At 62.1% G+C, this 17,523-nt stretch carries 17 protein-coding genes and 2 pseudogenes; 11 read left to right on the top strand and 8 right to left on the bottom strand.

Features of this window, described 5'->3' with window-relative positions; all coding sequences use genetic code 11:
* The first annotated feature begins 4 nt into the window (after positions 1-4).
* From FKZ61_RS05435 to FKZ61_RS05410, 6 genes are all read left to right on the top strand, one after another.
* The gene (locus FKZ61_RS05435; protein ID WP_170199306.1) at positions 5-907 is read left to right on the top strand and encodes an ester cyclase; all 903 of its coding nucleotides are present in this window, start codon (positions 5-7) and stop codon (positions 905-907) included.
* A gap of 83 nt (positions 908-990) precedes the next feature.
* Positions 991-1,428: a cupin domain-containing protein gene (locus FKZ61_RS05430; protein WP_170199304.1), complete on the top strand. Its 438-nt coding sequence runs from the start codon at positions 991-993 to the stop codon at positions 1,426-1,428.
* A gap of 36 nt (positions 1,429-1,464) precedes the next feature.
* Positions 1,465-2,859 carry an FAD-dependent oxidoreductase gene (locus FKZ61_RS05425; RefSeq protein WP_141609049.1) on the top strand — a complete coding sequence of 465 codons (1,395 nt, stop codon included), beginning with the start codon at positions 1,465-1,467 and terminating at the stop codon, positions 2,857-2,859.
* Between the two features lie 132 nt (positions 2,860-2,991).
* Complete coding sequence (locus FKZ61_RS05420; RefSeq protein ID WP_141609048.1) at positions 2,992-3,396, top strand: ester cyclase; 405 nt, start codon at positions 2,992-2,994, stop codon at positions 3,394-3,396.
* An 87-nt stretch (positions 3,397-3,483) separates the two neighbouring features.
* The gene (locus FKZ61_RS05415; RefSeq protein ID WP_141609047.1) at positions 3,484-3,759 is read left to right on the top strand and encodes a hypothetical protein; all 276 of its coding nucleotides are present in this window, start codon (positions 3,484-3,486) and stop codon (positions 3,757-3,759) included.
* A 20-nt stretch (positions 3,760-3,779) separates the two neighbouring features.
* Complete coding sequence (locus FKZ61_RS05410) at positions 3,780-4,199, top strand: ester cyclase (protein WP_141609046.1); 420 nt, start codon at positions 3,780-3,782, stop codon at positions 4,197-4,199.
* Between the two features lie 63 nt (positions 4,200-4,262).
* On the opposite strand, the pseudogene FKZ61_RS05405 reads toward FKZ61_RS05410, so the two are convergent.
* Positions 4,263-4,469 (bottom strand): annotated as a pseudogene (locus FKZ61_RS05405) (hypothetical protein); the annotation flags it as partial.
* A 56-nt stretch (positions 4,470-4,525) separates the two neighbouring features.
* Positions 4,526-4,724 (bottom strand): annotated as a pseudogene (locus FKZ61_RS05400) (FAD-dependent oxidoreductase); the annotation flags it as partial.
* 317 nt (positions 4,725-5,041) lie between these two features.
* On the opposite strand from FKZ61_RS05400, the gene FKZ61_RS05395 reads away from it, so the two are divergent.
* From FKZ61_RS05395 to FKZ61_RS05375, 5 genes are all read left to right on the top strand, one after another.
* A complete protein-coding gene (locus tag FKZ61_RS05395) occupies positions 5,042-5,326 on the top strand; it encodes a type II toxin-antitoxin system Phd/YefM family antitoxin (RefSeq protein ID WP_141609044.1) in 285 nt (94 codons plus the stop codon).
* Positions 5,327-5,330: 4 nt separating this feature from the next.
* Positions 5,331-5,765: a putative toxin-antitoxin system toxin component, PIN family gene (locus FKZ61_RS05390; RefSeq protein WP_141609043.1), complete on the top strand. Its 435-nt coding sequence runs from the start codon at positions 5,331-5,333 to the stop codon at positions 5,763-5,765.
* A gap of 341 nt (positions 5,766-6,106) precedes the next feature.
* Positions 6,107-6,319: an AbrB/MazE/SpoVT family DNA-binding domain-containing protein gene (locus FKZ61_RS05385; RefSeq protein WP_141609042.1), complete on the top strand. Its 213-nt coding sequence runs from the start codon at positions 6,107-6,109 to the stop codon at positions 6,317-6,319.
* Positions 6,316-6,687 (top strand): type II toxin-antitoxin system VapC family toxin, encoded by a 372-nt coding sequence (locus tag FKZ61_RS05380; protein WP_141609041.1) that lies wholly within the window; start codon positions 6,316-6,318, stop codon positions 6,685-6,687. Before FKZ61_RS05385 ends, FKZ61_RS05380 begins: the two co-directional genes overlap by 4 nt.
* Before the next feature lie 19 nt (positions 6,688-6,706).
* Positions 6,707-8,470: a hypothetical protein gene (locus FKZ61_RS05375; protein WP_141609040.1), complete on the top strand. Its 1,764-nt coding sequence runs from the start codon at positions 6,707-6,709 to the stop codon at positions 8,468-8,470.
* Between the two features lie 150 nt (positions 8,471-8,620).
* Here FKZ61_RS05375 and FKZ61_RS05370 read toward each other — a convergent pair whose 3' ends face one another.
* From FKZ61_RS05370 to FKZ61_RS05345, 6 genes are all read right to left on the bottom strand, one after another.
* On the bottom strand, positions 8,621-8,776 hold the full coding sequence (locus FKZ61_RS05370; protein WP_229964151.1) for an HTH domain-containing protein: 156 nt from the start codon (positions 8,774-8,776) through the stop codon (positions 8,621-8,623).
* Entirely contained in the window at positions 8,773-11,976 is a 3,204-nt protein-coding gene (locus tag FKZ61_RS05365; protein WP_141609038.1) for a type I restriction endonuclease subunit R, read from the bottom strand. The genes FKZ61_RS05370 and FKZ61_RS05365 overlap by 4 nt, the downstream gene beginning before the upstream one ends.
* A 235-nt stretch (positions 11,977-12,211) precedes the next feature.
* Complete coding sequence (locus tag FKZ61_RS05360; protein ID WP_141609037.1) at positions 12,212-12,592, bottom strand: GxxExxY protein; 381 nt, start codon at positions 12,590-12,592, stop codon at positions 12,212-12,214.
* 190 nt (positions 12,593-12,782) lie between these two features.
* Entirely contained in the window at positions 12,783-14,138 is a 1,356-nt protein-coding gene (locus tag FKZ61_RS05355; protein ID WP_229964157.1) for a restriction endonuclease subunit S, read from the bottom strand.
* A gap of 156 nt (positions 14,139-14,294) precedes the next feature.
* Positions 14,295-15,458, bottom strand: coding sequence for a Fic family protein (locus FKZ61_RS05350; protein WP_141609035.1), 1,164 nt, complete (start codon positions 15,456-15,458; stop codon positions 14,295-14,297).
* 80 nt (positions 15,459-15,538) lie between these two features.
* Positions 15,539-17,254 carry a type I restriction-modification system subunit M gene (locus FKZ61_RS05345; protein ID WP_141609034.1) on the bottom strand — a complete coding sequence of 572 codons (1,716 nt, stop codon included), beginning with the start codon at positions 17,252-17,254 and terminating at the stop codon, positions 15,539-15,541.
* Positions 17,255-17,523: the final 269 nt, after the last annotated feature.

Here is a 17,523-nt window from a genome sequence, read left to right as displayed (position 1 = left end):
TACCATGTACCTCACCCTGTTGACGGGGAAGGCGCGAGTCGCCAACCGCTGGAACCTGCGCCCAGGCGCCGCTCTCCTCCTCCCCTTCCTGATGTTTGCCCTGGTCCTTAGCGGCTGCCAGCCCATTGTCCTGCCCGGCAGCGACGCCACGACGATTCAAAGCTTCGACGCGGCCTGGAATGCCCATGACGTGGATGCGGTGCTGGCTTTCTTCACCGACGACGCGGTGATCACGCCGGTTCCGCCCCTGCCCGGCGGTCCGGAGAAGTTCACGGGCAGGGAAGAGATCCGGGGCTTCATTCAGCTGCTCATGCCGGGTTTCCGCGTTAAATCAGAAAACATTCAGGTCTCCGGGACCACGGTCACCTGGTGGTTCGCCGTTTACTCGGACTTCTTCCAGAGCTTGGGGGTGAACCCCGTCACCGGCATGGGCGAAGCCGTGCTGGACCAGGGCAAGTTCCGCTCTTTTGTCCCGCGCTTCAGTCAGGAGACGGTCAACAAGCTGCTGGCCCTGCGGGAGGAAGCGGAGATCGAAAGCGGCGGCAACCTGGCACTGATCGATGAACTCTTTGCACCAGAGTTCCAGCTGCATTTCCCTGGCTTCCCGCCCATGGACCGGGAAGGGTACAAACAGCTCCTGGCCGGGTTCCGGGCCGGCTTCCCGGACCTGGAGGTCACGGTCGCCGGTCAGGTGGCGGAAGGGAGCATGGTGGCCAATCGGCTGGTCATCCGGGGGACCCACACGGGCGAATTCCAGGGCATCCCGCCCACAGGCAGCGCCATCGAGGTCACCGGCATGAATGTGATGCGCTTCGAGAATGGAAAAATCGTCGAACTCTGGGGCGTGCCCGACTTGCTGGGCATCTTGCAACAGATTGGGGCGATCCCGGCGCCGGGGCAGAACTAGGATCGAGAGCGTGACATCGTCACCCTCTCTTTCATACTACCTTGACCAAGCAAACCGCGCCCTGCAAACCTGGAGGACCAGCCTTGTTCTCGCTCTCTCTTGACGACATAGACCTGGGGGAAACTTTCTGGTCGAACCACGACCCAAGCCTGCGCCATCGGGCGGCTTTTGTCTCCTACGGCGACACGGGGGCGCGAGACTCCGCCGTCATCCTGGCCGAGCTGGAGCCGGGCTTTGCGGTCGGCCGGCACACGGATAGCGCCGAAGAGGTGGTTATCGTCCTCTCTGGCGCCCTGCAGGCCGAAATCGGCGACGAGACCCGGCGACTGGCTGCCGGCGATCTTGTCCTGGTGCCGGAGAGGATGCCCCACAACTTCCGCAACATCGGCGACGGCCCGGCCCGCTTTCTGGGATTCTTTGCGAAGGCCCAGATCATCAGCACCTTCGATGTGCCGCTGATGCCCGGCGGCCAGCGCGTCTTTCGTACCGACCAGATGGTGACCGATCCGCCCATTTCCTGACATTTCTCTTCTGACCCACACTCTGGAGGTGAACTCATGAGTCCACAGACCACCCCTAACAAACACGCCCTTGTCCTGGGCGCCAGCATGGCCGGTCTGCTCGCAGCCCGGGTACTCAGCGAACACTTCGACCAGGTGACCCTGCTGGAACGGGACGAAGTCTGGGATGAACCCCAGTCCCGCAAAGGACAGCCCCAGACCCGCCACCTGCACGGCATTCTGGCCAGCGGGTTGCAGACCCTGAACCAATACTATCCGGGCCTGGCCGATGAGCTGGCCGAGCACGGGGCCATGGTCGGGGATATGGCAGAGACCATGCACTGGTTCAGCTACGGCGGCTTTCGCCTGCGCTTCCGCATGGGCCTGCCCGCGGCCACCATGAGCCGCCCCCTGCTGGAGTATGTGGTCCGCCGGCGCACGCTGGCACGGCCCAACATCACCCTTCAGGACAACACGGCGGTCAGGGGGGTGGTGACCACCGGGGACAGGACTCGGGTGATCGGCGTGGAGGTGGAGGAGCGAGGAGGATCTGCCGCCCGTAAGACCCTCCATGCCGACCTGGTGGTGGACGCCACCGGCCGCGGCTCCCGCACGCCCCAGTGGCTGACCCAACTGGGGTACGAAGCGCCGCCGGAAAGCGAGGTCAAGATCGATGTGGGCTACGCTACCCGCCTCTATCGCCGGGACCCCCAGGACCCGAACGGCGGCGACTGGATCCTCTCCACGCCGGAAGCGCCCAAAGAGAGCCGTTTCGGCGGCATCTTCCCCATCGAGGGGGAGCGCTGGATTCTATCCGTCGGCGGCTGGGCTGGGGACCACGCGCCCACGGATGAAGAGGGGTTCAACGCCTTCGTGCGCTCGCTGCCCAACCCGGACATCCAGCGCATCGTCAGCAGCGCGGAGCCCCTGTCGGAGATCGTGGCCCACAAGTTCCCGGCCAGCCTGCGCCGCCACTACGAAAAGCTGAAGCGCTTTCCCCAGGGTTACCTGGTCATGGGGGACGCCATCAGCAGCTTCAACCCCACCTACGGCCAGGGGATGTCCTCTGCGATTCTCCAGGCGGCCGAACTGGACCAAATCCTGGCCCGGCGCCTGTCCCCAGAGCAGCTGGCGCCCACCTTCTTCAAGGCTGCAGCCCGGGTGGTGGACATCCCCTGGCAGCTCTGCGTGGGCGAAGATTTCCGCTTCCCCCAGACCTCTGGCCCCAAGCCCGCCGGCATCGACCTGATCAACCGCTACGTGGCCGCGGTCCACCGGGCCACCCGCTTCGATCCGGAGGTGGGCCGGGCCTTCCTGAAGGTGATGAACCTGCTGGAGCCGCCGACCAGCCTCATGAAGCCGGGCATGATGTGGCGGGTCTGGCGGGTGAACCGCCGGCATCCGGCGAAAGATCAACCGGCGACGGCTCTGCCCGCAGCGTCCGCGCTGTAGAGACACGCGATATCCATACAACTGAACGAGCAGCCCCCCATCTTCAGCCTGGAGGGCCACCGCTGGCCGATACCGATCAGCCCTATCCTGTGTCTATCAGTCAACTGTCCATTCCACATTGGAGGATCCACGATGAACGCTCATGTAGCCCGTACCATGCAGGCCTTGAAAGCCTGGAGCGCCCAGGACCTGGAGAGCTACCGCACCCTCTACCACCCGGACGCGGTGCTCTACGGCTTTGCGCCCCAGCCGATTGATGTGGAGAGCGCGATGCAGTTCTACCGCGCTTTCTTCGCCGCCTTCCCGGATGTCCACTTCGAAACGCTGGATACCGTCGCCGAAGGGGATCGAATCGCCATGCGCTACCGGGTGACCGGAACCCATGCGGGCGAGTTTCAGGGCATCCCTGCCACCGGACGCGCCATCGATGTCCAGGGCATCACCATCCTGCACTTCCGGAACGGGAAGGTCGCCGAACGCTGGCAACAGCTCGACCTGATGTCGTTGCTGCAGCAATTGGGCGTTGTTCCCGGATGATTTGGCAATGACGCAACGGGGACGCAGCCATTCGCTACGTCGATTCTCGACATTCTCAACATCTTTTACAAGAAAAGGAGCGAACCAATGAGCATTATGGTGATTTTTGACGTGCCAGGGATGACGGCGGATCAATACGACCGGGTCATCCACGATCTGGAGGAGGCCGGCCTGGGCGCGCCGGCGGCCCGGCAACACCACATCGCCGCGGCCAAGAACGACGGCTGGCTGGTGGTGGACGTGTGGGACTCGCCCGAGGCGTTGGAGCAATTTGCCCAGACGCTGATGCCGGTCCTGGCGAAAAACGGCGTCACGCCGCCCCAGCCCCAGGTTTATCCAACCCACAACATCCTCGTCAGGTGACAACCCAAAGGAGACTTTCCATGTCCAGCGAACCACTCAAAATGAATGTACGTCGCTTCATCGAGCAGGGGTTTAACCGGCAGGATATGGCCGAATTCGACCGCTATTTCTCGCCCCAGGTGGTGGACCACGCGCTGCCGCCGGGGATGCCGGCGGGGCGCGAGGGGCGCAAGCGCTTTGCCCAGGCCTTCTTCGCCGCCTTCCCGGACATCCACGTCCACATCGAGGATCTGCTGGCCGAGGGCGACCGCACAGTGGCGCGCTGGTCCGCCCACGGCACTCACCAGGGCGAGCTGATGGGCATTCCCGCCACGGGCAAGACGGTCAACCTCACCGGCATCGCCATCGACCGCTTCGAGAACGGCCAGTCGGTGGAGCACTGGGAGATCATCGACCAGGTGGGGTTGATGCAGCAGTTGGGGGTGATGCCGGCGTCGTAGGTCTGAATCGGTCTCCAGGCATCGATGGCGCCTTCTGCCAATCCCCGGCCTCGCCAGGTAACTTCAGGATAAACGTTGAACCTCCCAACTGAGCGCCGCCCGGGCCGCGTGGAAGCCGCACATGCCGTGCACACCGCCGCCGGGGGGCGTGGAGGAGGAGCAGAGGAAGACACCGGGGAGGGGCGTGGCGTAGGGCGGCCAGTGCAGCACAGGCCGGGTCCACAGTTGGCGAATGTCCTGGACGCCGCCATTGATGTCGCCGTCCACGTGAACCGTTCGGACGCTATCCAGGACACAGGGTCCCTCAACGCGTAGTCGATCTTGAAGAAGCCGGGCAGGGTCAGTTCACCGGTGCGGGCACCCCCGCCGATGGTCCTCCCCGGCTTCGATCACCAACACGGAACGCCCTGCCCGGGCCAGGGTGATGGCCGCGGCCAGCCCGTTGGGTCCTGCGCCGACGACCACTGCGTCGTGGTTGCCCGATCTCCAGTCTTCAGTCCCAAACCTAAAGAGACGAACGCTCATCGGCCAAGCATCTGTCGTACCCAGCGCCCCGGCAGGGCCAGGGTAGTGCGGATGACCGCGTTGTGCCAGATGTTCTTGGCCTGGCCCCACTGCAGCCGTGGGTCCACGCAGACCTTCTGTACACTGACTTCCCCTGCCCCGTCAAATTGGCGAGCCAGCCCGCTGAGCACGTGTCGCCAGATGCGTTCTTGCTGGGCGGCGCCCCCCATGAAACGAAAGCCAAGGGGCGTCGTAGTCAGTCATTGCCTTGTCCTTGACAATCGTCGTTAAGCATGTAGAATGAATGTAGCACATAACGCTACAAAAAGGATGAACCCATGCAATTTGTTCCCTATCGCATGTTGCGCAATCAGCCTCGCGTGTTGAGAGAGCGCCTGCAGCAGAGCGGCGAGCTGGTGGTAACGAACAACGGCGCGCCGTTCGCACTCATGATCCACGTGGAAGCGGATGAGTTGGAAGACATCCTCCACCTTGTCACCCAACTCAAAGCCCAGCGCGCTGTGTCGGAGCTACGGCGGACCGCCCAGGAGCAGGGGCTGGCGGATCTCACCATGAACGAGATCGACGCCGAGATTCAGGCGGCCCGAGCCGAGCGGTCGTAACGGTATGCTCGTCGTGCTGGATACGAACGTCCTCGTTTCGGGTCTACTCAAAGCCCACAGCACGCCCGGCCGCATCGTCGATCTCGTTCTGGCCGGCAAAATCCAGGTCTTGTTTGACGACCGAATTCTTGCCGAGTACCGTGATGTTCTGGCGCGCCCCCGATTCCAGTTCAACGCTGCACACGTGGCTTCCTTTCTGACCTTCTTGCGCCTGTCCGGCAGACATGTCATCGCTCCTCCGATCCCCGGAATAGAGCTGGCCAGCCTGCCGGACGGCAATGATCTGCCTTTTGCGGAAGTGGCGCTTGCCGGTGATGCGGCCTTTCTTGTGACCGGAAACGTGAAACATTTCGACTTCTTGGCAGACCACCCCATATCCGTCCTCACGCCGCGCCAGTTTCTGGACGCATGGGCGCACATCCAAGAAACCCCGATCTGATCTGCTCCCGCTCCACCGGCGCGGCCCGACAATAGCGCACGAACAGGGAAGCGACGCTGCCCAGAATGACGGTCATCAACCCGATGCCCCAGAACGATGGCCGCCAGCAATTGCTCGTCTTCGTGACCGCCGGCCCGGTTTAGAAGTAGCGCCGCCCTGTATGCCGAGTGTCTGGCTGCGGGAGGACAAAATCAAGCCGGTTGGGGCCTCCCGAAGCCTCTCCCCAATTTGCCGTGACCATCCACCGTTTCCATACGAGCCACGAGCAGCCATGCTGAACGCATCAGGCTTCATGTGCTACAATCGCTTTATATACTTTGTGGGATAAGGAGTTGTAAAGCATGCAAGTCGCTACGGTCTCTTCTAAATACCAGGTGGTTATTCCCCGCCACATACGCGATCAATTCAATCTGAAGCCCGGGAGCAAAGTCATGTTCATCCCCTATAACCAGACACTGCGTCTGGTGGTTGTGCCGCCTGTTGAACAGGCACAGGGCATGCTGGCCGGAATTGACACCGCCCCCCAGCGCGAAAAGGATGAACGGGAGTTATGAACCTGGTGGATTCTTCCGGCTGGCTGTCTTACTTTGCCAACGACAGCCATGCCCACCACTTTGTCCCTGTGATTCAGGCGACAGACCAGTTAATTGTGCCCACGATTTGTGTGTATGAGGTGTTCAAGCGTGTTTTGGCGCAGCGGGGAGAAGAGGCCGCTTTGCAGGCAACGGCCGTCATGGCGCTGGGAACCGTTGCCGATTTAACGCAGGAAATTACCATCAACGCGGCGCAAATCTCCCAGGCCCACAAGCTGGCTATGGCAGACAGCATCATTTTGGCCACTGCCCGCGCCCACAATGCCACACTCTGGACGCAGCATGTTGACCTTGCCGGGATTGAGGGCGTGCGGTACGTGCCAAAATGATGAAAGGTGTTGTTATACGGTGAACGGTAAACTCTCTCTTAAGACTTTCTGGGAAGCTGTCGAGCAACGGCTGGCCGAATGCTCAGCCGATGAACTGCGGGACATCCTACGGGGGATGGCCCGACACGTGTCGCCGTCCGCCCGCGGTGAGTTCCTGGCCCAACTTGGCGCCGGCGTGGTCTCCTCCCCAACCCCTGCAACGCCCTGGGAAGCGCTGTTGGATGACATCGAGGACCTGTTTCTGGAATTCCAGGAAGCAATGGCTTCGGCCGATGAATGGGAGGAGGACAACTGGCGGTATGAATATGGGGAGGACTCATCGAGGCCCTATGACGACTTTGTGGAGCCGGTCACCCTGCTCTTCGAGCGCACGGCTCTGGCTTTCGACCACGGCGAACTCCCCCTGGCCCATCAGGCCTACCGTCGCCTGTTCGACCTGCTAGACGCGGAAGACGATTATGGCCGTGGCCTCTCCCTTTTCCACTTGACCGGGCTGGATCAGAAAGAGGTTGTCGCCCGCTACCTGCGGGCCGTGTACGAAGTGACTCCTCTTGCTCGACGGCCTTCGGTCCTGTACGAAGAAATGAGCCGCTTTAGCGAATACCCCTTTTCCGCCCATCAGCATATGATGCTGGAGGACCTGCTCCAGATCTCTCCCCATCCCCTGCCCGACCAAGAGGCATTTTTCAAGGCGTGGGTCGCCTTCCTGCACACCCAGAGCGGCTCCAGGGCCGATGCCTGGCTGCGAGAGGCGGTGCGTATGACCGAAGGAACGGCCGGTTTAGAACGGCTGGCGCGCACAGAAGGCCGTCGCCACCCCCGCGCCTACCTGGACTGGTTCACCGATCTGGAGGAAGCAGGGCAGTACCGAGAGGTTCTGGTCGCCGCGCGTGAGGCACTGGAAGCCCTCCCCGACGACCTTCCCATCCGGGCCGCGATTGCCGACCACCTCTGTGCCGCCGCGTCCGTTCTCAAAGACACAGAAAGCCTGCGCGCCGGCCGGTGGGAGGCATTCCTCGCCAAACCCACCCTCGCCCGTTTGCTGGATCTGTGGGAGGTTTTCCCCGTCGGAAAGGAACGTTTCACGTGGATGCAGCGAGCCGCTCAGCATATGGAGCAGATCAGGGCCAGGAACACCTCTGGAGAGCATCCCTATTACCCGGCCTTGGACTTAGACGACCTGGAACGACCTGTCGTCCCCGACGATGCCCTGCTGGCCCACGCCCGGCTCCTGGCCGGGAACTGGGCAACCGCCCATCGGGCTGTCGCCGATAAGAAGGTGTTGGGCTGGAGTAGGACCAGCAGCGATCAGGGGCTGGTGCTCTCCTTCCTGCTGGCGTTGCTCTCCGGACAACCGCGTCAGGCCCTGTCCCCCAACCTGGAGAGGCTCTGGCTGTGGAATCTGCAAATCACGACATTGGATAGATGGACATATAGCCTGACAGGGGAGAACGAACTGGGCCAACGAGCGGACCGGATCTATGCCAACTATCTGGTCGGGGGAGAAGAAAACAGTCAGCTACGCCTGGAAGCAGGGCAGGAAGCAACCTATCTCGCCTGGTGCCTCGATGTGGCCCGCAAACGGATAGATGCCATTGTGTCTAACCAACACCGAAAAAGCTACAACAAAGCCGCCAACCTGACGGTGGCCTGCGCTGAAGTCCTGAGCCACCGGGGAGAGATCAACGCAGCTGATGCCTGGGTGCGCGATATCCGTGAGCGTTTCCCTCGGCATCATGCCTTCCAACGCGAACTCCGAACCGCGCTGAGCAGAAGAACCTGAGTAGGTGGAGAAAGCAGAGAACACCTCGACACCGTAGGTCCGGTCTCCGGGCCGGACGGGTGTCGCTGTTCCGGGGACCTCTGTCACGCAGGGATGCGTGACCTACGGGCTGCGGATGCACTCTTCGATCTGTTCGAAATCCTGGCACCCTTACCCACCCCGGGGCGGGGGCAGGTCCGGCTCCTGGGCCCGCAGGGCGGCCATGTCTCGCTTGATGGTGCGTTTGCTGACGCCCAGAGCTTCGGCCAGGTGATGGTAGGCGGGCAGGGCGAAGGGGCCGTTGTGGTTTGACAGGAAGAAAGTCACGCGTCCATCAGCCAATCCTGGCACAGCACCTCTGCCTGCTCCAGGACCGTCTGGGTGGCTTTCTCCTGCTTGTCCGGCGGGTAGCCATAGCGGCGCAGGATGCGCTTGACGATCACCCGCATCTGGGCCCGGGCGTTCTCCCGCAGGTTCCAGTCGATGGTCACGCTGCGACGCACGGCCCGCACCAATTCCTGGGCGATCTGCTTCAGGGTTTCATCGCCCAGCACCTGCACCGCGCTGTCGTTCACCCCCAGGGCGTCGTAGAAGGCGATCTCGTCCTCGTTCAGGCCCAGATCCTCGCCCCGGTGCTGGGCCGCCTGCATCTCCTTGGCCAGGTGGATCAGCTCTTCGATGACCTGGGCCGCCTCGATGGCCCGGTTTTGGTAGCGGCGGATGGCCTGCTCCAGCATCTGGGCGAAGGAGCGAGCCTGCACCACGTTCTTGCGAGAGCGGACCTTGATTTCGTCCTGGATCAGCTTGCGCAGCAATTCCACGGCCAGGTTTCGGTGGGGTAGTTGCCGCACCTCGGCCAGGAACTCGTCGGAGAGGATGGAGATGTCCGGTCTGGGCAGGCCGGCCGCGGCGAAGATGTCGATCACCTCATCCGAGGCCACGGCCCGGCTGACCAGCTGGCGGATGGCCGAATCCAGCTCGTCCGGGGCCTTGCCCTCGCCGGTGGCGGCCATCTTGGCGATGCCGCTACGCACGGCCTGGAAGAAACCCACCTCATCCCGCACGGCCAGGGCCGCCTCGTGGGGCGTGGCCAGGGCGAAGGCCTTGGAGAGGGCGGTCACCTCCCCCAGGTAGCGCTTCTTGCCATCCTCCAGCTGCAGGATGTGGTCCATGGCCGCGGCCACACCGGCCATGCGTCGCTCCGGGGGCGCGTCCAGCAGGGACAGGTAGTCGAAGCCGTGAAACATGGCCCGCACCACCTCCAGCTTCTCCTGCATGACCAGCACGGCCTGCTCCTGGTCGATGGCCGCATCGCCCCGGCCCCCGGCCTCGGTGTAGTCGGCCAGGGCCCGCTTGAGCTGGTCCGCCAGGCCCAGGTAATCCACCACCAGGCCGCCGGGCTTGTCCTTGAACACCCGGTTGACCCGGGCGATGGCCTGCATCAGGCCGTGGCCGCGCATGGGCTTGTCCACGTACATGGTGTGCAGGGCCGGGCAGTCGAAGCCGGTCAGCCACATGTCCCGCACAATGACCAGCTTGAGGGGATCGTCCGGGTCCTTGAAGCGACGGGCTAGGGCTTCCCGGCCGGCTTTGTTGCGGATGTGGGGCTGCCACTCCAGCGGGTCCGTGGCCGAGCCGGACATGACCACCTTGATGGCACCCTGGCCGTCGTCGTCGCTGTGCCAGTCGGGCCGAATCTCGACGATGGCGTTGTACATCTCCACGGCGATGCGCCGGCTCATGGTGACGATCATGCCCTTGCCGTCCAGGATCGCCAGCCGGTTCTCGAAGTGCTGCACCAGATCCTGGGCCACCAGGGCGATGCGCTTCTCCGCGCCCACCATGGCCTCCAGCGCGGCCCACTTGGTGCGCAGCCGGTGGCGCACTTCTTCCTCCTGGCCCTCGGTGATCTCCTCGAACTCGGGGTCGATCCTGGGCTTCTCCTCTTCCCGCAGTTCCAGCCTGGCCAGGCGGCTCTCGTAGTAGATGGGCACCGTGGCCCCGTCCTCCACGGCCCGCAGGATGTCGTACTTGTCGATGTAGTCGCCGAAGACGGCCGGCGTGCTGCGGTCGTCCCGCTCGATGGGGGTGCCGGTGAAGCCGATGAAGGAAGCGTTGGGCAGGGCGTCGTGCATGTGGCGAGCGAAGCCGTCGATGAAGTCGTACTGGCTGCGGTGGGCCTCGTCGGCGATGACCACGATGTTGCGCCGGTCGGAGAGTTGGGGATAGCGGGCGCCCTTGGCGTCGGGAAAGAACTTCTGGATGGTGGTGAAGATGACGCCGCCCGCGGGCACGGTGAGGAGTTGGCGCAGGTGCTCCCGGCTTTCGGCCTGCACCGGCGTCTGGCGGATCAGGTCCCGGCAGGCGGCGAAGGTGGCGAAGAGCTGGTCGTCCAGGTCGTTGCGGTCGGTGATGACCACCAGGGTGGGGTTCTCCATGGCCGGGTGGCGGATGACCTTGCCGGCGAAGAAGGTCATGAGCAGGCTCTTGCCGCTGCCTTGCGTGTGCCAGACCACGCCGATCTTGCGGCTGCCGAAGTGGTCGCTGTCGGGGCCGTAACGGGACCGTTCCTCCCGCAGGGTGGAGAAAGGGTTGTCCGCATCCAGTCGGGGGAAGCGGGCCAGGAGCCGCCGGGGGTCGGCGTCGATGCCACAGGCGGAGAGGGTACATGCCAGGGCCTTGTTGGTGGCGTGGAACTGGTGGTAGGCGGCCACTTTTTTGATGATGTGGGCGCCGTCGTCCTCGAAGACCACGAAGTTGTGGATCAGGTCCAGGAAGCGCCGCTGCTCGAAAACGCCGTAGATGACGGTTTTCAGGCCCGGCTGCAGGATGCCGTCGGTCTGCTGCTCGTTGCCCGGTTCCCGGTAAAGGTCCGTGCCGTCGATGGTGCGCCAGGGCATGAAGCGGTCCCAGCCGCTGGTCAGCGCGCCCACCCGCGCCGCCAGCCCGTCGGCCACGACCAGCAATTCGTTGGTGTGATAGAGGTCGGGAATGTGGGCCTTGTAGGTCTGGATCTGGTTATAGGCGTGGTGCAGGGTGGCGTTCTCGTCCTCCGGGTTCTTGAGTTCGATATCCACCAGGGGCAGGCCGTTGACGAAGAGGAGGATGTCGGGCCGACGATTTTTCTTGTTGATGATCACGGTGAACTGGCTCACGGCCAGCCAATCGTTGTTGGCCAGGTCGTCCACGTCGATCAACCAGGCCTTTTCATGCACCTCGCGGCCGTTCCTGAGGTAGGACACGTCCACGCCGTCGGTGAGGAAGCGGTGGAAGCGGCGGTTGTTTTCCACCAGGCTGGGCGATTCGGGCCGGGTGATCTGGCGCAGGGCGTCCTCCAGCGCGGCCGGGGGCAGGTCGGGGTTGATGCGGGCCAGGGCCTCCCGCAGACGACCGGTCAGGATGACCTGGTCGTAGCCGCTGCGTTCCGGCGTGGGGCCATCCGGCGCGATGTCCGGGCCGAAAACGTGGGTCCAGCCCAGGTCGGCCAGCCAGTCCAGGGCGAGTTGTTCCAGTTGGGCTTCGTTCATGAGAACTCCAGAAGTTAACGCAAAGGCGCAAAGGCGCAAGGCGTGTTTTTGCTTTGCGCCCTGGCGTCCTGGCGTCTTTGCGTTAAGTATTTTTCTAACGCAAAGGCGCAATGGCGCGAAGACGCAAGGATTTTCAGCTTATCTTTGCGCCCTGGCGTCTTTGCGTTGGAATTCTTTAACGCAATGGCGCAAAGGCGCAATGACGCAAGGGGCTTTCTGTCTTTGCGTTGAGCTTTTACAGCCCATTGACCACACGATGTATACCGTCTTTGACCAGACGTTCTCCAAAGTTGATCACCATGCCTAGTTTCAGACCGGTCAACCTGAGATAGGTCAGTGTTTGGGCTTCGAAGACCTCGTTGTACTTTGCCGTGGCTTTGCATTCCACAATCACCTTGCCATCTACCAGAAGATCGATACGGAGGGGCGATGCCAACGTCTGACCTTTGTAGGGAATAGGGAGGCTGACCTGTCGTTCTACTCGGAGACCGGCCTGGGCCAATTCCCACGCCAACGCTTCTTCGTACACGCTTTCCAGCAGCCCTGGGCCGCCCAGCGTGCGATGGACTTCGATGGCGCAACGGACGATTATCCGGCTGATCTCATCTTCGGTCATGTGTAGCTCCAGGATTTAACGCAATGACGCAAGGGCGCGAAGGCGCAAGGTTTTCTGCTTATCTTTGCGCCATTGCGTCCTGGCGTCTTTGCGTTAAGTATTGTTCTAACGCAATGGCGCAATGGCGCGAAGACGCAAGGATTTTTTTTCTTTCCGCCCTGGCGTCCTGGCGTCTTTGCGTTAAATCTTTTCATACCCCTGCCTCCGCCAGGAACTGCTCCGCATCTTCCACCCGCAGCTCGCCGGAGATGAGCCGGGGCAGCAGCGTGTCCCGCAGCCCCGCCAGCGTGCGGGATTCGTACAAATTGGCCTTCATGCGCTCCATAAACGGCGCGACTTCTTCATCAAAGCGTCGAATCAAGGTAGTGTCAGGGAAAACTGTTTTGGACTGTTCAAAGGTCCTGGTTGTGATGGTGTCAAAAATGGTTCCATACGAGTTTTGCTGTAACCAGCCAACAAGATTTGCCAGCGTAAAGAACACAAAGTAGTCCCCATAGCCCAGCTTGGACTTCAGTCCGTAATTGGTTTGATTGATCGACATAGGTTCGGCCAACAGGCAATAACTGCCGACCGTTCCACGCGCAGTTACCACGGTTGTATTTGCTGGCAGAATCTTTGCGCTACTTCTTTCGATTCCAAGAGCAGTGACTTTCTTTTCAGTATCAAGGACGAAGCTCCCATGTGCATTGCGCACGTCCTTTGCTGAGACCCACTTGATGTCTCCGTTCCAGTACTCGGGGACGCTCGTCTTTGGAGTTCCACCGCTAAGGCGTTCGGCATATTCCAAGATTGGTGTTACCCGCCACCCCTGGGGAATCAACCCCAACGCCGACTCCTCGAAGGCATCGGGGAACAGCGCCAGGATCTCCTCCGGTAGGGAGGGGGCGCCGGGGTGGGCGGCGGCCAAGTCTTCCGTTGCGCCCTTGCGCCCTTGCGCCCTTGTGTTCTCTTTTTCAACGCCAAGACGCGAAGACGCCAAGGCGCGAAGCTCTTCTTCCCCCTTTGCGTCCTCGCGCCCTTGCGCCCTTGCGTTTTCTTCCTTCCGCCTCACATTCTCCCACACGGGGTCGAAGTCCACGAACCAGCTCTTGAACAGGGCCCGGGCCATGGCCTCCAGGGTGGCGTTCATGCGTCGGTTCAGCTCGATCTTGTCGTCCAGCGTCCCCAGGATGTGGGCGATGGCCCGCTGTTCGGGGAGGGGGGGACAAGGCAACAGAATTTTCCTCATGTCGCCTTGGGTCAACTTTGGCCTCGTAGAACCTGAGAGATAGCTTCCGACATTAGCTACCTGCAATGCGTAGCACAGGAAGCGAGTATCATTGTGCGAATTACCTTTCAACACATGTGCATGGTTGTTCACCCAAAATTTACCACTGGCCATAAAGGCAATGGGCAGATTTCGTGAGCGCAAGTTTTCTCCATCTTCCGCAAGCAACAAGTACTCTCCATCGAAAATATACGAGTCTACGTAATCAACTATGCCAGAAGCTCCATAGTATGGATACGGTCCAGGTCTTCGATCTGCCTTTTTCACCGGTATTCGCATTGAATCATAGATATCAGCCAATAGGCCAAGTGGTTTCTTAGGATAGACCTCACTCCCCATAGCCCAACACCTCCAGGTTGCGGCGGATGGCGGCCTCCAGGGCTTTGGCCTCCTCGAAGTGCTCGTACGCCTCTGCGCTCAGCGTCACCGTGTGGTTCATAGGGGCTCCGTCCCTTCGCTCAAGATGGCGAGATACTGTTCGTAGGTAAAGACGCGGTTCCGACGCTGGCCGGTGATCTCCCGCAGGATGCCGGCCTCTTCCATTTCTTTCACCGCATTTGCGGCCGCAGCGAAGGAAAGGCCCGTCCGCTCGCACATTTGGGTCAGGTTCATCAGCGGACGCTCACAGAACACACGAAAAACTCGTAACGCTGTAGAGGCGCGACGGCCCATGGCCTGGATCCTTTGCTCATCTTGCTGGAACAGGGCCACGAGCCGTCTGGCGGTTTCCACCGCGTTGGATGCGGTTTGCTGTACTCCTTCCAAAAAGAAATCGATCCAGGCTTCCCAGTCCCCATCCGTGCGCACCAGGTCCAAGAGACGATAGTACTCTGCGCGATGCTGCTTGAAATAGAGACTCAGGTAGAGCAACGGTTGCGACAGCACGCCATCGTGGTGAAGAACAAAGGCGATGAGGAGCCGCCCCACTCGTCCGTTGCCATCCAAGAATGGATGGATGGTTTCAAACTGCACATGGGCCAGCGCCGCCTTGATCAGGGCAGGGTAGGGATTGCCTTCACCGTGAAGAAAGCGCTCCAATGCTGCCATACACTCCGCCACACGATCGGGCGGCGGGGGAACAAAATGGGCGTTCCCAGGCCGTGTGCCGCCAATCCAGTTCTGGGAACGACGGAATTCTCCGGGCGATTTGTCGCTGCCTCTCCCTCGTGCGAGCAGGACGCCGTGCATCTCCCGGATCAAGCGGTTGGATAGCGGAAACCCCCCTTGCAAACGCCTGAGGCCATGATCGAGTGCCGCCACGTAGTTTGAGACTTCCACCACGTCATCCAGTGGCACACCCGGAGCATCTTCTATTTCGAAGAGCAGCAATTGAGCGAGGGATGATTGGGTCCCTTCGATCTGCGAAGACAGAACAGCCTCACGGCGGACGTAGGCGTAGAGGAAGAGATCGGGATCGGGCAACAGAAGCGAAATGCTGTCCAAACGCCCCAAAGCCAAAGTAGCCCGTTCCAGCAGTCTCTGTCGTTGATTGGTCAGTTCCAGCGGCGGGTTGGGCGGAAGTGGATGGGGGACAAATGCGCGAACCTCTTCGCCCATAACACCTGTTACTTCGTATCTTCCTGTGAGTCCACGCTTCATGTCTCATCCCTTATTTTACGAACGTACAATAGGGCTCCTCCTTATTTTACAAAAGGCCTGCTTCGTAAAATAAGAACGGTCTACGTCCCATAGCCCAGCACCTCCAGGTTGCGGCGGATGGCGGCCTCCAGGGCTTTGGCCTCCTCGAACTGCTCGTACAGCTCCGCGGTGAGCTCGGCCATCTTCTCCTCGAAGGGCACGCCGTCGTCCTCCACCGCAGCCGCGCCCACGTAGCGGCCCGGCGTCAGCACGTAGCCGTGCTCCCGGATCTCCTCGAGGGTGGCCGATTTGCAGAAACCGGGGATGTCTTCATAAAACTCAACGCAATGACGCAAAGTCGCCAAGTCGCCAAGCCCTTCTTCCCCCTTTGCGCCTTCGCGCCCTTGCGCCCTCGCGCCCTCGCGTCCTTGCGCCCTTGCGTTCTCTTTTTCAACGCCAGGACGCGAAGACGCCAGGTCGCCAGGATTCTCTTCCGTTGCGCCCTTGCGCCCTTGCGCCTTTGCGTTTTCTCCCTCTCCCCTTCGCCAGGCGTGGTACGTCCCGGCGATGCGGGCGATCTCCTCGTCCGACAGCTCCCGGTGGGTGCGGTCGATGAGGTGGCCCATCTTGCGGGCGTCGATGAAGAGGGTCTCGCCGGGGCGGGATTTGCGGCGGCGCAGGAACCAGAGGCAGACGGGGATCTGGGTGGTGTAGAAGAGCTGGCCGGGCAGGGCGATCATGCAGTCCACCAGATCGGCCTCGATGATGGCCTTGCGGATGGCCCCCTCGCTGCTGGTGTTGCTGCTCATGGAACCGTTGGCCATGACGAAGCCGGCCACGCCGTTGGGGGCCAGGTGGTAGAGGAAGTGCTGGATCCAGGCGTAGTTGGCGTTGTTGGCCGGGGGGACGCCGTAGACCCAGCGGGCGTCCTCCCGCAGGCGCTCGCCGCCCCAGTCGCTCATGTTGAAGGGGGGATTGGCCAGGATGTAGTCAGCCCGCAGGTCCTTGTGCAGGTCGTTGTGGAAGCTGTCCGCCGGCTGGCCGCCCAGGTTGGCATCCAGGCCTCGGATGGCCAGGTTCATCATGGCCAGCCGCCAGGTGGTGGGGTTGGACTCCTGGCCGTAGAGGGCGATGTCTCCCAGCCGTCCGCCGTGCTCCTCCACGAAGCGCTCGCTCTGGACGAACATGCCGCCGGAGCCGCAGCAGGGGTCGAAGACCCGGCCCCGGTAGGGCTCGATCATGGCCACCAGCAGCTTGACCACGCTCTGGGGCGTGTAGAACTCGCCGCCGCCCTTGCCCTCGGCGGCCGCAAACTTGCCCAGGAAGTACTCGTAGACCCGGCCCAGGATGTCCCTGGAGCGGGCCGCCTCATCGCCCAGGCCAATGCTGCCGATGATGTCGATCAGCTCGCCCAGGCGGCGCTTGTCCAGGGTGGGACGGCCGTAGTTCTTGGGCAGTACGCCCCTCAGCCGGGGGTTCTCCCGCTCGATGGCGTCCATGGCGTCGTCGATGAGCTGGCCGATGGTGGGCTGTTTGGCGTTGGCCTGGAGCACCTGCCAGCGGGCTTCCGGCGGCACCCAGAAGATGTTGGCAGCCAGGTACTCGTCCCGGTCCTCCGGGTCGGTGTACTCAGTTTCCCGCAGGGCCTCCAGTTCCTGGTACTTGGCCTCGAAGGCGTCAGAGATGTACTTGAGGAAGATGAGGCCCAGGACCACGTGCTTGTATTCGGACGCGTCCATGTGGCCCCGCAGTTTGTCGGCTGCGGCCCAGAGTTGGTTTTCAAAGCCCAGGTTGGCGCCGTTGGTGGATGTGGTCATGATGTGGGTTCTCCTGATCGTCTTCGCCCCCATAGTGACGGCGGGAGGGTCATCTGCCAGGGTAAGCCGGTGAGGATGGCTGTGCTGAGCAGCTTCCAGGGCGGCATCATTTTTGAACCTGCTGGGTTAGGAAGAGGCCAGTCAGGACGGCGTGATGCGCCATCCTGGTCCAGGTATGTCGGTGGATGTCGGCGTGTCGGGCACGCCTGTCACGCAGGGATGCGTGACCTACGGACCACGCACCCCCTCGCCGGTCCGAGCGCCCGGCC

The organism is Litorilinea aerophila, assembly GCF_006569185.2.
GTDB classification, from domain to species: Bacteria; Chloroflexota; Anaerolineae; order Caldilineales; family Caldilineaceae; genus Litorilinea; species Litorilinea aerophila.
This window is presented reverse-complemented; position numbering and strand designations above follow the sequence as displayed.

Excerpts from the sequence above, each read along its gene's own strand:
- FKZ61_RS05385 (WP_141609042.1), top strand. The coding sequence starts at position 6,107 with ATGCAAGTCGCTACGGTCTCTTCTAAATACCAGGTGGTTATTCCCCGC.
- FKZ61_RS05345 (WP_141609034.1), bottom strand. The coding sequence starts at position 17,254 with ATGACCACATCCACCAACGGCGCCAACCTGGGCTTTGAAAACCAACTC.
- FKZ61_RS05350 (WP_141609035.1), bottom strand. The coding sequence starts at position 15,458 with ATGAAGCGTGGACTCACAGGAAGATACGAAGTAACAGGTGTTATGGGC.
- FKZ61_RS05395 (WP_141609044.1), top strand. The coding sequence starts at position 5,042 with ATGCAATTTGTTCCCTATCGCATGTTGCGCAATCAGCCTCGCGTGTTG.
- FKZ61_RS05415 (WP_141609047.1), top strand. The coding sequence starts at position 3,484 with ATGAGCATTATGGTGATTTTTGACGTGCCAGGGATGACGGCGGATCAA.
- FKZ61_RS05420 (WP_141609048.1), top strand. The coding sequence starts at position 2,992 with ATGAACGCTCATGTAGCCCGTACCATGCAGGCCTTGAAAGCCTGGAGC.
- FKZ61_RS05360 (WP_141609037.1), bottom strand. The coding sequence starts at position 12,592 with ATGACCGAAGATGAGATCAGCCGGATAATCGTCCGTTGCGCCATCGAA.
- FKZ61_RS05380 (WP_141609041.1), top strand. The coding sequence starts at position 6,316 with ATGAACCTGGTGGATTCTTCCGGCTGGCTGTCTTACTTTGCCAACGAC.
- FKZ61_RS05425 (WP_141609049.1), top strand. The coding sequence starts at position 1,465 with ATGAGTCCACAGACCACCCCTAACAAACACGCCCTTGTCCTGGGCGCC.
- FKZ61_RS05435 (WP_170199306.1), top strand. The coding sequence starts at position 5 with ATGTACCTCACCCTGTTGACGGGGAAGGCGCGAGTCGCCAACCGCTGG.
- FKZ61_RS05365 (WP_141609038.1), bottom strand. The coding sequence starts at position 11,976 with ATGAACGAAGCCCAACTGGAACAACTCGCCCTGGACTGGCTGGCCGAC.
- FKZ61_RS05390 (WP_141609043.1), top strand. The coding sequence starts at position 5,331 with ATGCTCGTCGTGCTGGATACGAACGTCCTCGTTTCGGGTCTACTCAAA.
- FKZ61_RS05410 (WP_141609046.1), top strand. The coding sequence starts at position 3,780 with ATGTCCAGCGAACCACTCAAAATGAATGTACGTCGCTTCATCGAGCAG.
- FKZ61_RS05355 (WP_229964157.1), bottom strand. The coding sequence starts at position 14,138 with ATGCGAATACCGGTGAAAAAGGCAGATCGAAGACCTGGACCGTATCCA.